The organism is Mesorhizobium japonicum MAFF 303099, from assembly GCF_000009625.1.
GTDB classification, from domain to species: domain Bacteria; phylum Pseudomonadota; class Alphaproteobacteria; order Rhizobiales; family Rhizobiaceae; genus Mesorhizobium; species Mesorhizobium japonicum.
Genome location: NC_002678.2, coordinates 5,644,927 through 5,658,633, shown reverse-complemented (window position 1 = coordinate 5,658,633; position 13,707 = coordinate 5,644,927). Strand labels below are relative to the sequence as shown.

The following is a 13,707-nucleotide window of genomic DNA, read 5'->3' as shown; positions in this document are numbered from 1 at the left end:
TGTGGTGGGAGGCGCGGGCTTTCGTTACTGTCACGCGGGCGGCTCAGGCGGCCCGCTGGCTTTGTTTCGGCCGCAAATTCTGGTTCATGCGGAACAGGTTCAGCGGGTCATAGCGCTGCTTGATTTCCAGAAGCCTCTGGTAATTGCCGCCATAGGCCGCTTCCACCCGGTCGACCTCGTCCTCAGGCATGAAGTTCACATAGGCTGTGCCGGCGGCATAGGGCTTGGCCGCCTCATAGAGGCCGCGCGCCCAACCGATGCAGGCCCTGTCCATTGCCGGATCGCGCCAGCGGGCATGGACATTCATGACGAAGTGCGAGCTGCGTTGCGGAAACGCCGTCGCGTTCTGTGCCACACGGCCCGCCGCACCGCCAACATGGCCGATGAATATCTCGCATTCCGGGCCAGGAAGCTCACGTATCGCTTCGGTGACGATCTCGGCTGCCCTGTCGGAAAGCTCGGTGAAGTCATGGCTCTTCCAGTAGTTGCGGGCGCCGGGTGCGAGCAATGGGTCGAATGCCTGCTGCCAGCCGGTGAACGGGTTGGGGCCGACGACATCGGCAATTGGCGAGCCGATGGCGCGAAGCTTCTTCGTCGCCTTTTCACCTGCCTGGAGATCGCCGCAATAGCACATGGCCAGCACCAGAACATCCTTGCCATGCCACTCGGCCGGCAGGAAGGGCAGTGGCGGCGCTTGCCGCATGACCACCCAGCAGGTCAGCTCGTCGGGCGCTGTTTCGAGCGCGTTGCGATACTCCTCCAGCACCTTCTCGGCATCGGCGAAGGGATGGACGACAAGCCCCGACAGAACCTGCGGACCCATCTGGTGGAGCTGAAACTCGAATGCCGTGACAATGCCGAAATTGCCGCCGCCGCCACGCAGTGCCCAGAACAGGTCCGGATTTTCCGTCTGGCTGGCGCGCAGCAACTTGCCGTCGGCGGTGACCACATCGGCGGAGACAAGATTGTCGATGGTCAGGCCGAATTTGCGGGTGATCCAGCCAAAGCCACCGCCCAGGGTCAGCCCTGATATGCCGGTGGTCGAATTGATGCCGGTCGGCACCGCCAGCCCGAAGGCCTGCGTTTCGCGGTCGACATCGGCGAGCGTTGCGCCGGGTCCAACCCATGCCCGCCGTGCGACGGGATCGACCCGCACCGACTTCATCGGCGACAGATCGATCATCAGACCGCCATCGCAGACGGCGCTGCCGGCAATGTTATGGCCGCCGCCGCGCACGGAGACGAGAAGCCTGTTTTCCCTGGCGAAATTCACGGCACGAATGACGTCGGAGGCGCCGACGCAACACACGATCAGCCCGGGCCGCCGGTCGACCGTGGCATTCCACACGGTGCGGGCTTCGTTGTAGGCAGCATCTCCCTGCTGAAGCAGTGTGCCGCGCAATTGTGCCGAAAGCGTTTCGATGGTTGCGGCGTCGACCGTCGTCTTGCCGCGATCAAGCGTGGTGAGGCTCATGCTTTTCATGGTTTCCTCCCGATTTGCTTATGAGCCGATCTCCTTCAAACGCCTTCAATTCTGCTCTTATATTAGACACCGCGCAAGTTACGCCTGACGGTGGGCCGCCGCTTGGTGCGCATCAACGGCGGTGACCAGTCGAAGCTGGCTTGGCCGACGCCACGAAGCATTCCGGAGCAACTGACGGGAACGATGCATGGCGGACAAAAAAGTCCTGGCGGGCATGTCACACTGGCAGATGCTGCCTCGTCATGTGGTCGGCACCAACAGAAGCAAGCCCACCATGACTGCAAAAATCGACCTCTTCGCCGCCGCCCCTTCGCTGATGAAGAAATGGCAGCGTTCCTCGATCGAGCTCTCCGCCGCCGCCAGCCTCGAGCACAGCCTCACCGAACTGGTGAAGCTGCGTGGCTCGCAGATCAATGGCTGCGCCAACTGCATCAATCTTCACGCCAGCGAGGCGCGCGAGAACGGGGAAACCGAGCAGCGCATCTACCTTTTGCCGGCCTGGCGCGAGGCGCCCTGCTACAGCGACCGCGAACGCGCCGCACTCGGCTGGACCGAGGCGCTGACCCGACTTTCGGAAGACACCGGCCGCGCAGGCGCCTATGAAGAGTTGAAGGCGCATTTCACCGAGGAGGAGCAGATCAAGCTCACCTTGACGATCAACATCATCAACGCCTGGAACCGTATCGCCGTCGGTTTTGGCCTCTATGCCGATCCGGCTGCCGTGAAGGCCGCCCGGGTGGCCACAACGTGCTGATGGTGTGGCTAATTAAACGGCGCGCCATGATCGCCTATCGAAGCGTACGGTAAGGCCACTTGCCGCTGTTCATCGTTTGCCCAGTGCTGTCGCTTTCGACGGACGACGATCGTCCTAGGTACGCGCGTGGTTTGCGCTGGCGATCAGCGGTATACGCTTCCCTTCGCGCCCGTGATTGATTGAATTGTCGGGAATTACCACGCTGGCGATGCTTCAATCCTAGCCAGCCAAAACTCGGATCCTTGCGCAGAGGCCAATGCCGAGGCCGACCGAAGAAGGTTCTTTGCAGCCTGCTGTTCCTTGACAGCAGCGTGGAGCTCCGCCCGAATACGTTGGAGTTCCGGCAAACACCATGCTTCGCCAGTTTTGGCGCACTGGGCCACGGCTAGATCTAGCTCTGTAGCGGCCTCGACGTTGTCGCCAACGGCCATTAGCCCGGCCGCGACGACCCCCCGGAACGCCATATCGTAAAGGACAAAGCCTGTGGCGCGGAGCTTGGTCAATGCTGGATACATCATGGCGAGGCCGAGCTTTGGCTCACCGCGCCGGATGAGCAATTCGCCTTCGAAAGCGTCGGCATAGGTCCGCCAAACATCCATTGACCGTGCCCGGGTTTCGGTACGCAACAATGCTATGAACCTCTGAGCTAGCGAAAAATCGTTTGCCATGAGGGCTATCGGGCAAGCTGCCTCGGCCAGAATATTCGCATAGGTCGGGCCGTGATTGAGTACCTTGGCTCGGTCTATGAGTTTCTCGACAAGGAAAAGAGATTCTTCCGATTCCCCCCGTAGCCAGAGGACACGGGACAGAGCGAGCTCGGCCAAAAGTCGCTGATCATACTGGAAGCGAATGATGTGCCTTCTGTGCGATTGCTCGTCATAACTGGCCAGCATTTTCTCCAGCAACGCCTGCGCCTGAGGTTGCTGGCCCAAGAGGTGAAAGGTAGCGCCCTGCATGCGGTCGGCGACCGCGTCGTCACTCCGTCCTCTTGAAGATTCGGTAAGTTTCCGGAACCGGTCAGCAAAGACCATCGCTTCACGGGGCTGTGCGCTATTGGTGCGATCGACCCAAAGTGCCCAAAGCGATCGAAGCTGATAGTCAATGTCCCCGAGGGTTTCCGCCAACGCTAGCGTCTCCTTCCAAGCGTCCGCGCCGCTCGGGAAATCTGAAACAGCAACCATCTGCGGCCAGCCCAGTGCCGCTTGCAACTGCATACGACGCTTGTCACGACTTTCCTTCGAGTGAGCGCTCAACGCCTGCGCGACGCGACCGAGGCATTCGTCCAGCAAGGACAATTGGTGCCAGAGCGGGATTGCGATGGCGGTAAGCTCGACGCCCAACGCATCGTCTCCACCGGGTGCGAACGCCCAATCAAGAGCCGCCCGCAAATCGTCAATCTGCCAACCATAGAGCCTTAGCCAATCGATGGCAGGAAGGTTCTCAAAGTCCCCTTCAGCCTCTCCGAAAGCTTCCAGGAAGAAGCGCGCATGCGCTCTTTGTACCCTTCGAAGCTCTCCAGATTCCGCCAGCTTTTCAACGGCGTAGGCCCGCGTTGTATCTGCGAGCCGGAAGATCGTGTGATCATAGCTGGCGTCGACTGAAATCAAGGACTTGGCAACCAAATTAGCCAAGGCCTCTTCGATTTCAAAATCAGAAATGGCACTATCGGCTGCAACCGTCGTCGCAGCCTTCGAAGTGAAACGGCCAACCAGCGTTGAGAGGCGGCATAGCACATGCTGCTCCGACGCGGTTAAAAGCCGATAGCTCCAGTCGAGCGTGGCACGCAGCGTTTGATGACGCGGCACTGCGGTGCGCCGGCCTCGGGTCAGAACGTGAAAGCGGTCGTTGAGTGAGGCGGCCAGTACTTTCGGTCCAAGGGTTTGAACACGGCTCGCCGCCAGTTCGAGCGCTAGAGGGATGCCATCGAGCTGCCGGCATATGTTGGCGATGTAGGGCGCGTTCGCATCGTCAAAAACGAAGCTGCCGCCGACAGCTGAGGCCCGGTTCACAAAGAGTTGGATTGCGGAGAACGAAAGAGCCGACTTAGCAGAAACATTGGCGTCGTCTTCCGGGAGTTCAAGCGGTGAGAGCGGCAAGACCCACTCGCCCTCTGCGCGCAACGCTTCCCGGCTCGTGGCTATGATTCCCAGCCGCGAAGTTGATTGTAGGAGTTGCTCGGACAGAAGTGCCGCAGGATCGACAACGTGCTCACAGCTATCCAGAATTATCAGAATACGGCGGTCAGCAATAACGGCGGTGAGCTCGGATACCACGCTCTCGTTGCGGAATGCCTGACCAAGGGCGGTCGCAACTGCGCTCGCCACCAACTGTGGATCACTGATCGGGGCTAGATCGACCAAAATGACGCCGTCTGGGTATGCGTTCCTCAGATGATGAGAAGCGGCCAAGACCAATGTGGTCTTACCTATGCCACCGGCTCCAGTTATCGTAACGAGCCGCCTGCTGGGCACCTGTCCGGCAAGCGTGGCCAGCGCAGTGTCGCGCCCGAATACTGCGCCTAGTGGCCTTGGCAGGGTCCGCAATCCCTCGCTGTTGTCGTGGCGGTCTGGCGCATGTTCAACCGTCTGATGCGCTACTGGAGCTGTGAAGCTGTAGCCGCGACCTGGCACGTTGGCGATCAGGCCATTGGTTAGCGAGCCCTCGGGCCCAAGCGCCCTTCGCAAGGCCGTCATATTCACGCGCAGATTATTCTCGGCGACGAAGGTGTCGGGCCATACCATCGCGATCAACTCTTCGTGTCTGACAACCTCGCCAGCTCTCATGACCAGGATTTGGAGAATGTCAAAGGCGCGGCTACCCAACTGCAACAGCTTGCCGTCCCGATAGAGGCGGCGCTGCTCGCGGTGCATCTCAAAAGGGCCGAAGCGAAATATCTGGCCGTCCATTTCAGCCTGCGCTCCCTTCAACACTCCCAGGGTTTAGCACGGATTGCGGCCCAACCCGTGGCAAAGCGCGATTTAGCGCGCTTTAGCGGCGTTTAAGTGTCGCCGGAACTGGGAACCGCCTAGCGTCATCCCGGGCAGATGATTGCCCAACCAGATCGAACCCAAAGGAGATCATCATGTCTTTCGTTACCACCAAGGACGGAACCGAAATCTTTTACAAGGACTGGGGCAAAGGCCAAGCCCTGTTCTTCCACCATGGCTGGCCTCTGTCGGCGGACGACTGGGACTCGCAGATGATGTTCTTCCTGGCTCAGGGCTTCCGGGTAATTGCCCATGATCGCCGTGGCCATGGCCGCTCAACACAGACGGCGGACGGTCACGACATGGATACCTATGCTGCGGATGCCGAAGCGGTCGTGCAGGCGCTCGGCCTGAAGGACGCTATCCATATCGGTCACTCCACCGGTGGCGGTGAGGTGGCACGCTATGTCGCAAGATACGGCAAGGGCAAGGTCTCCAAAGCGGTCTTGATCAGCGCCATTCCACCCACTTTCATGCAGTCGGATCGCAACCCCAACGGCGTGCCAAAGGCGGTAGTCGACAGCATTCGTGATGGCACCGCCTATCACCGCTCGCAGTTTTACCAGGATATCACCATTCCTTTTTACGGCTTCAACCGCCCTGGGGCGGTGGTCTCTGAAGGCATCCGCCAGAACTGGTGGCGGCAAGGTATGATGGGCGCCGCCATTGCCCATTGGGAGTGCGTTCGTGTGCTATCCGAGACAGAGTTCTACGATGATCTTGCCGTCATTGAATGCCCCGTCCTGGTCATGCATGGCGAAGACGATCAGATTTGCCCGTTCCCGACGACCGGTGCGGTGTCCTGGAAGCTCCTCAAACATGGCTCGTTGAAATCCTATCCCGGCCTTCCGCACGGAATGCCGACGACGCATGCGGACACTATCAACGCCGATCTGCTGGCCTTTTTCCGGAGCTAGCATCCGCGCTGCGAGGGAGAATTGCGGCGTCCGTCATCACCCTGGACGCCGCATGTCCCTAAGGGCGAATCCGACCCTAGCAGTACCGAAACTGACCTCGTAATCAGCAGCCCGGCGGATCAGCCGTGCTAACATTGTGGCTAATTAAAAGGCGAGCGATAATCGAGGCGCGGAAGGGCCATTAAGGGCCGTTACCGGACCGTCAGCTCAGGATTTGAGGTAAGCTGCCGTTCACGTACGACCTCTCTCTGTTGTTCCGAAGTGAGGGAGGGCTTTCCGAAGCCGTCGTTCCCGGTGCGCCCAACTGTCAGCTTGATTGAGGCCGGAAGCAAGAAGTCGGCTCTTGAACACCTGGCTCATCCTCCCCCGCCAGAAGGCTGCGGAGGCAATTGAGACGCGCATGAAAGCCATGGGATTCAGATCGCGCCAAGTCACTATCTCCCATAGTCTGTGGCGTAGGCAACTTCCAATGGTCGAGCATCATCAGGCTGACCGCAGCCCGGCCGAGTTCATGCATCTTTGCATGCGTTGGCATGAGGCATTCAACAAGATGGAGTACGGCGGCGTCCCCGTCATCGCCGCACTGAAGGGCGCCGTCGTCGGCGGCGGTCTGGAGCTTGCAAGTGCTGCCCATATCCGGGTGATGGACCAGACGACGTATTTTGCGCTGCCCGAGGGTCAACGCGGACTATTCACGGGCGGCGGTGCGACGATCCGCGTCGCCGACCTCGTCGGCAAGTCGCGCGTGATCGACATGATGCTGACAGGCCGTGTCTATCAGGGGCAGGAGGCAGTCAATCTGGGACTTGCGCAATACATCACCGAAAGCTCCAGCCTTGAAAGGGCGATGGAACTGGCTCGCAAGGCGGCTCAGAACTTGCCCCTTTCGAACTTTGCCATCTGCTCAGCCGTCAGCCATATGCAGAACATGTCGGCGCTGGATGCAGCCTATGCCGAGGCGGTGGTGGCGGGCGTGGTGAACACCCAGCCTGACGCCCGCGCCCGTCTTGCGGCCTTTGCCGACAAATCGGCGGCCAGGGTACGACCTAACAGTTGATGAGGCTGCGCCGATGTTATCGCCAAAAGAACAGGACTGGCGCTGAACCGGCAGCGTCCAGACTGTGAAGTGGACTGTGTCCCTCTGGCTTCACCTCGGTCGGACGGCGGTCTTGACCGAGTTCCGGGGCTGTAGCGGCTCGATCCGAAATCCGGCGGGTCAGCCATGTTGACAAGCTCAGCGCCGGACGATGCCGCAGCGGGCTTCGCCCCGCTGCGGCCGAAGCTCATGCGCGTCGCCTACCGCATGCTGGGTTCGGTGGCGGACGCCGAGGATGCCGTGCAGGAGGCCTTCATCCGCTGGATGAAGGCCGACCGCAGTGCTGTTCGCGAGCCCGAGGCGTTCCTGCGCCGCACGGTGACACGGCTGTGTCTCGACCAGCTCAAATCCGCGCGGCACAAACGCGAGACCTATGTCGGCCCCTGGCTTCCCGATCCCGTTGTGGAAGAGGACGAGGTGGAGGATGTGACCTTGCCGCTGATGCTGGTGCTCGAGCGCCTGTCTCCGCTCGAGCGGGCGGCCTTCATGCTGCACGACGTGTTCGGGCTCGGGTTCGACGAGGTCGCGGCCGCCATCGAGCGCGACCCGGCGGCCTGCCGCCAGCTCGCGGCCCGGGCACGCGGCCATGTCCGCGAGGCGCGGCCCCGCTTCACGGTGGAAAGGCAACGCGGCCTGGCGCTTGCCGAGGCTTTCTTCACGGCCTCGCGCAGCGGCGACATGAAGGCGCTAGGCGCCATGCTGGCGACCGATGTCATCGCGCATGCCGACGGTGGCGGCAAGCGTCCGGCGGCCACGCTGCCGGCCCTGGGCTTCGATGCCGTGATGAGACAGTATGAACAGGTCGCGGCCTGGCTGCGCACGCATGGCTCGAAGCTGGTCCGCATCGGTTTCATCAACGGATTGCCGGGTTTCGTCTCCCTGGAAGCCGATGGCGAGTTCCAGACCACCGCACTCGACATCGAGGATGGGAAGATCGCGGCGATCTATGTCGTGCGAAACCCCGACAAGCTCAGGCACCTGCATTGAGGTATGTTGATATTCAGGTGATGCCGGCCTGCAAACGGCGGCTTTCTGCGCTTCCGGTGCTCACGGACCCGAATGTCCGCTCCGCTCCGGTTCTCGAAAGCAACCATTTTCGGCTCGGCCTGACCTGAATCTCAACACACCTTGGGCAACAGATTTAATCAGGCCAGCCCGAACTTCTCCACGGCGCGCATGATGCCACGCAGTTCGGCGAGGCCTTTCAGCCGGCCGATCAACGAGTAGCCGGGATTGATCTTCTTCTTGCCGATGTCATCGGCGAGCAGATGGCCATGGTCCGGCCGCATCGGAATGCGCCAGTCGGCGCGGCCCTCCTTGCGGCGGCGTGCCTCCTCCTGCATCAGAGCCAGGATGACATGCGCCATGTCGGTGCCGCCCTCGAGATGCTCGGCTTCATAGAACGAGCCGTCCTCCTCGATGGTGATGTTGCGCAGGTGGACGAAATGGATGCGGTCGGCGAATTCCTTGACCATGGCGACGATGTCGTTGTCGGCGCGCGTGCCGTAGGAGCCGGTGCAGAAGGTCAGCCCATTGGCCGGGCTGTCGACGGCGTTGAGGATGAAGCGCGCATCCTGCGCGGTCGAAACGACGCGGGGCAGGCCATAGAGCGAAAAGGGCGGATCGTCGGGATGGATGCACATGCGCACCCCCTCCTCTTCTGCGACCGGAATGATCTCGCGCAGGAACCAGGCGAGGTTGTCGCGCAGCTCCTTCGGCCCGATTCCGTCATACTCCGCCAACGCCTCGCGGAAACTGTCGCGGTCATATTTGCGCTCGGTTGCCGGCAGGCCGGCGATGAGGTTGCGCTCGATCTGATCGACCTGCTCCGACGTCAACGCCTTCAGCCGCTTCTCGGCTTCGGCGATCCGCGCCGGCGTATAGCTGGCCGCGCCATCCTTGCGCTGCAGCACGAAAAGATCATAGGCGGCAAAATCGACGGCGTCGAAACGCAAGGCATAGCCGGTCGTCGGCAGGCGATACATGAGGTCGGTGCGCGTCCAGTCCACCACCGGCATGAAATTGTAGCAGATTGTTTTGATGCCGGCCGTGGCAAGCGTGCGGATGCTGTCGCGATAGTAGCCGGCGTAGCGCTCGCGTTCCGGCGCGCCGATCTTGAAGGAATTGTGGACCGGGATGCTCTCGACTACCGACCATGTCAGGCCGGCGGCCTCGATGATCCGTTTGCGCTCGAGCACATCGGCCTCAGGCCAGGCCCTGCCATCATAGATGTGGTGAAGCGCCGAAACAACGCCGGTGGCGCCGGCCTGCCTGACATGATCGAGTGTCACCGGATCATCCGGACCATACCAGCGCCAGCACTGTTCCATGAAGCCTCCTCAATGTTAGGCGGCGACCATATTGTTGGACCAAGAGCCTGTCAATAAGCTAAGATCGGCTGCATTCTGGCCTTTTACGACCCACCAATTGATTTCCTATTCGATCGACACTATCCTTGGTCCAACAAATAGAAAGGAGACAGCCCTTGGAGCAAGACGTGGCGGAAGATGCGGGAGTCAGCAGTTCAGCCGTCGACCAGACCGTGCGGCAAATCCTCGACCTCATTCGAAATCGCGCCATGTCCCTCGGCGACGTCCTGCCCACCGAACGCGAGCTTGGCGAACTGTTCGGCGCCAGCCGCAACACGATACGCGAAGCGCTGCGCACCATTCGCACCTATGGTCTGATCGACCCCAAGCCGCGCGTCGGCGCGGTGCTGGCCGATCGCCATGATATCGCGATCCAGAACTTCTTCGCCGCCCAGATGGATATTTCGAGAACCTCCTTTCACGACATACAGGGGTTTCGCCGCATCATTGAAGTGAGCGTCGGCGACCACATCATTCTCAATGCCAGCGCCGCCGAACTCGACGCCCTGGACGAGGTCAACGGACTGATCGAGACCAGCAAGGATGTCCAGGAAGCCGCACAGCGCGATTTCGATTTCCACATGGCGCTGATGAAGCTCGCCGACAACCGCATGCTGGTGCAGACCTACCAGTTCCTGTCGCCGGTCATCCTGCACATCATGACAGTCGGCAAATCGATTCGGCCGGTGTTGAGCGAAACACGCCACGCCCATGGCGAGATCATCGCCGCGCTTCGCGCGCGCGACCGCATTGCCTACAGCTATTTGATGAGCCGGCATCTCGATTTCGGGCTGCGCTTCCTTCCCGACGACCTCGAAAACGCACGGACCTTGCCGGCAGTGCCGGGCCCGACTTCTTCCAAGGATTTGCACAATGTCTGACTTTGAAAATAAGGTCGCGTTGATCACAGGCACGACCGGCATCGCGCTCGCCACCGCAAGACGGCTGGCGCAAGGAGGTGCCGCGATCATCGCCTGCGGCATCGACCGGGCAGCCAATGCCGCCATGCAGGAGAGCCTCGCCAAGGCCGGAGCGGATGCGCTGGTGCAAACAGTCGACGTGTCGATTTCCGATCAGGTGCGCGACGCGGTCGTGGCCGGCGTCGCGAAATTCGGCGGCATCGACGTCATCGTCAATTCCGCCGCGGTCCATCCCTACGGAACCGCGACGACGACCGATTGGGAAACCTGGAACCGGGCGATGTCGGTCAATGTCGGATCGATCTACCTGACCGCCCACTTCGGCATTCCGGAAATGATCAAGCGCGGCGGCGGCGCCATCGTCAACGTCGCCTCGGTACAAGGCTTCGCCTGCCAGCAGAACGTCGCCGCCTATGCCACGACCAAGGGCGCCATCCATACGCTGACACGCTCGCTGGCGCTCGACTACGCGGCAGCAGGCATAAGGGTGAATTCGGTGAGCCCGGGCTCGATCCGCACGCCGATCCTCGAGAAGGCCGCGCGCGGCGACCACGGCAGCGACGCCGATGTCGAGGAAGCTTACAAGCGCTTCGGCGCGGCCCATCCGCTTGGCCGCATCGGCGAGCCGGAGGAAGTGGCTGAGTTCATCGCTTTCCTGTGCTCGTCAAAAGCCAGCTTCTGCACCGGCGCCGACTACAAGATCGACGGCGGCCTGACCGCCGGCATCGGCGTGAGGTAGAGCCGCGGCGATCGGCTTGACCCTCAGGGGTTTTGGGAGCGCAATGTCCGCAAGGTGATCGAGTAGCGATGCTCGGCAAGCGGCGGGATGCTGTGCTCCCACTCCGTGCGCGAAGGTCCCGTCATGAGATAGGCCGATCTTGGCTCGACGACGATGGTCCGGCGCTCCCACCGGTCACCGCTCTTTCGCCGAAGCCGGAAGCTGCAGGGCGCCAGCAGCGAGATGCCGGCGACATCCTCGAAATGCGGCTTGTCGCGATGCCAGCCGATACCGGCGCCAGGCCGGTATTCATTGATCAGCACCTGCGCGAAAGCCTCGACGGGCCGGCGCGCAAGGGCCGCGACCCCTCTCGCGCACAGGCAGCAGGAAGTCGGGGATCGGCAGCGCCTCGACGACTTCGCGCCGGTCATAATCGTAGCGCAGGCCAAACCCGACGACACGCCGGTTTGCCAGATGGCCATGGAAATCGAACGCCTGGAACGGCAGTCCCTCGAGATGCCGGGCAAGCTCTGTCTCTTCCTGCGGCGTGATCAATCCCGGCTGGTAGGCAAAACCTTCGGGCAGATCCTGCGCGGTACCAAAGAGATCATGCTGGAATGCCGGAGTGCGGCCGGTGGCTTTCGATTTGAGTGACGACATCCCGCCTAGATGGTGAGGGCCGAGCCGCAGAGCAATATCGGGTCGCTCTTGCGTGCGCGACAGATAGTGCTGTGGCAAAAGGCAGGGAACCGGACCATTTCTGGCGGATTTATCTGGCTGAGCAGTCAGGTTGCCAACATGCCGTCGACCGCGATCCGGAGCACACAATACGATCCCGCGACCAGAATCCTCTCCGTCTGGTTCGTGCCGAGCGGCCATCGCTACGACTATGCGGACGTTGCCCCGGCAACCTATGCCGCTTTCAGAAAGGCTGCCTCGAAAGGCCGCTTCTTCAATGAATTCATCAGGGATCACTACAGCTACCGTCGCGTGGCATGACGCTGGCGGCAAGATCGTCTTTTGCGCAAACCTTTTCGTCCGACGCGCGTTGTTCTTCCTCGAAGCCGAGGAGACAGCCATGCAGAGCAAGACAACCAGCGAAGCCGCCAAGCACCGTCGCATCCAGCGTGGCATCGATGCCAGGGACAAATCGAAAGGCAACGGCAAGGGCCAGCACGCCATGCAGGCCGGCGCCCGAAAATATCCGGAGCCACCCTTTCCCGAGCAACATCATCCCAAGCCGGGGGATGAATGGGCGATCGACCCGGCGCCGCTCTACGATGCGCCCTTCTATCTCGGATCGAAAAAACTCGAAGACAAAGTCGCTCTCATCACCGGCGGCGATTCCGGCATCGGCCGTTCGGTGGCGGTTCTGTTCGCCCGCGAGGGAGCTGACATTGCGATTGTCTATCTGGCCGAGGACAGGGATGCCAAGGCGACAAAATCCGCCGTCGAAGCGGAAGGACGGCGCTGTATCCTGGTGAAGGCAGACGTCAGCGAACGCGACCAATGCCGCAACGCGGTGGCGCAAACGGTCAAGGCATTCGGCCGCATCGACGTGCTGGTCAACAATGCGGCATTCCAGATTCATTCAAGCGAGTTCGCCGAACTGACCGAAGAGCATTTCGACACGACGCTGAAGACCAACCTCTACGGCTATTTCCATATGGCACAGGAAGCCGTGCCGCATATGAAGCCGGGCTCGGCCATCATCAACACAGGTTCGGTCACCGGCATAGACGGGTCGAAGGCGCTGGTCGACTACTCCATGACCAAGGGAGGCATCCATGCCTTCACCCGCGCCCTCTCCGGCAATCTTCTCGGCAAGGGCATCCGGGTGAACGCGGTTGCACCGGGTCCGGTATGGACCCCGCTCAACCCTTCGGACAAGGAAGCCGGTGACGTTTCGAAGTTCGGCGCGGATACACCGATGAAGCGGCCGGCGCAGCCGGAAGAACTCGCACCGGCCTATGTGTTTCTCGCCTCGCCGCATTGCTCGAGCTACATCACCGGCGAGATATTGCCCGTGGTCGGCGGCTACTGAGGTCCGTGCAATGTATTTCATCGCATTGGCGACGGACTACGACGGCACGCTTGCGCATGACGGGATCGTCTCGAAGAAGACTCTTGCCGCGCTGGAGCGGGCGCCTTTGAAAGAGCGATCGTGGGCTGGTTCGACCCCAATGCGAAGACCTACCGCAAAATCCCGATCGACGAACAATGCGAAGTTCTGAGCGCCATCGGCGATGTGGCGCTGGGCGATGACGGCAAGCCCAGCCTCCACGTTCATACGGTGTTGGGATTGAGCGACGGCACGACCCGGGGTGGACACCTGCTTCAGGCCATGGTGCGACCGACGCTGGAAGTGACTCTGGTGGAGGCGCCCGGCCATCTGCGCCGTACCAGGCGTCCGGAATTGGGCGTTGCGTTGATCGATCTGGACGGTTGATTTCGAGCCCGACT

The 13,707-nt window shown here is 61.3% G+C and carries 10 protein-coding genes and 3 pseudogenes; 9 read left to right on the top strand and 4 right to left on the bottom strand.

What is annotated here, in order from left to right:
- Positions 1 to 43 precede the first annotated feature (43 nt).
- On the bottom strand, positions 44 to 1,483 hold the full coding sequence (locus tag MAFF_RS28080) for an FAD-binding oxidoreductase (RefSeq protein ID WP_010914391.1): 1,440 nt from the start codon (positions 1,481 to 1,483) through the stop codon (positions 44 to 46).
- Positions 1,484 to 1,757: 274 nt separating this feature from the next.
- On the opposite strand from MAFF_RS28080, the gene MAFF_RS28075 reads away from it, so the two are divergent.
- The gene (locus MAFF_RS28075) at positions 1,758 to 2,237 is read left to right on the top strand and encodes a carboxymuconolactone decarboxylase family protein (RefSeq protein WP_010914390.1); all 480 of its coding nucleotides are present in this window, start codon (positions 1,758 to 1,760) and stop codon (positions 2,235 to 2,237) included.
- Between the two features lie 194 nt (positions 2,238 to 2,431).
- Here MAFF_RS28075 and MAFF_RS28070 read toward each other — a convergent pair whose 3' ends face one another.
- On the bottom strand, positions 2,432 to 5,143 hold the full coding sequence (locus tag MAFF_RS28070) for an ATP-binding protein (RefSeq protein ID WP_010914389.1): 2,712 nt from the start codon (positions 5,141 to 5,143) through the stop codon (positions 2,432 to 2,434).
- Positions 5,144 to 5,319: 176 nt separating this feature from the next.
- On the opposite strand from MAFF_RS28070, the gene MAFF_RS28065 reads away from it, so the two are divergent.
- The 3 genes and pseudogenes from MAFF_RS28065 (at position 5,320) to MAFF_RS28055 (ending at position 8,224) form a co-directional block, all read left to right on the top strand.
- Complete coding sequence (locus MAFF_RS28065) at positions 5,320 to 6,141, top strand: alpha/beta fold hydrolase (protein WP_010914388.1); 822 nt, start codon at positions 5,320 to 5,322, stop codon at positions 6,139 to 6,141.
- A gap of 463 nt (positions 6,142 to 6,604) precedes the next feature.
- A pseudogene (locus MAFF_RS28060) lies at positions 6,605 to 7,198 on the top strand (crotonase/enoyl-CoA hydratase family protein); the annotation flags it as partial.
- 165 nt (positions 7,199 to 7,363) lie between these two features.
- Entirely contained in the window at positions 7,364 to 8,224 is an 861-nt protein-coding gene (locus MAFF_RS28055; protein ID WP_010914386.1) for a sigma-70 family RNA polymerase sigma factor, read from the top strand.
- Positions 8,225 to 8,382: 158 nt separating this feature from the next.
- Here MAFF_RS28055 and uxuA read toward each other — a convergent pair whose 3' ends face one another.
- Positions 8,383 to 9,567 carry a mannonate dehydratase gene (uxuA, locus tag MAFF_RS28050; RefSeq protein WP_010914385.1) on the bottom strand — a complete coding sequence of 395 codons (1,185 nt, stop codon included), beginning with the start codon at positions 9,565 to 9,567 and terminating at the stop codon, positions 8,383 to 8,385.
- A gap of 155 nt (positions 9,568 to 9,722) precedes the next feature.
- On the opposite strand from uxuA, the gene MAFF_RS28045 reads away from it, so the two are divergent.
- Positions 9,723 to 10,487 (top strand): FadR/GntR family transcriptional regulator, encoded by a 765-nt coding sequence (locus MAFF_RS28045; protein ID WP_044549440.1) that lies wholly within the window; start codon positions 9,723 to 9,725, stop codon positions 10,485 to 10,487.
- Positions 10,480 to 11,265, top strand: coding sequence for an SDR family NAD(P)-dependent oxidoreductase (locus MAFF_RS28040; RefSeq protein WP_010914383.1), 786 nt, complete (start codon positions 10,480 to 10,482; stop codon positions 11,263 to 11,265). Before MAFF_RS28045 ends, MAFF_RS28040 begins: the two co-directional genes overlap by 8 nt.
- Positions 11,266 to 11,288: 23 nt before the next feature.
- On the opposite strand, the pseudogene MAFF_RS28035 reads toward MAFF_RS28040, so the two are convergent.
- Positions 11,289 to 11,904, bottom strand: a pseudogene (locus MAFF_RS28035) (alpha-ketoglutarate-dependent dioxygenase AlkB).
- Between the two features lie 9 nt (positions 11,905 to 11,913).
- Here MAFF_RS28035 and MAFF_RS41345 point away from each other — a divergent pair.
- The 3 genes and pseudogenes from MAFF_RS41345 to MAFF_RS28020 form a co-directional block, all read left to right on the top strand.
- Positions 11,914 to 12,243 carry a KTSC domain-containing protein gene (locus tag MAFF_RS41345; RefSeq protein WP_010914380.1) on the top strand — a complete coding sequence of 110 codons (330 nt, stop codon included), beginning with the start codon at positions 11,914 to 11,916 and terminating at the stop codon, positions 12,241 to 12,243.
- 79 nt (positions 12,244 to 12,322) lie between these two features.
- The gene (locus tag MAFF_RS28025) at positions 12,323 to 13,288 is read left to right on the top strand and encodes an SDR family oxidoreductase (RefSeq protein WP_010914379.1); all 966 of its coding nucleotides are present in this window, start codon (positions 12,323 to 12,325) and stop codon (positions 13,286 to 13,288) included.
- A 99-nt stretch (positions 13,289 to 13,387) separates the two neighbouring features.
- Positions 13,388 to 13,693 (top strand): annotated as a pseudogene (locus MAFF_RS28020) (PPC domain-containing DNA-binding protein); the annotation flags it as partial.
- Positions 13,694 to 13,707: the final 14 nt, after the last annotated feature.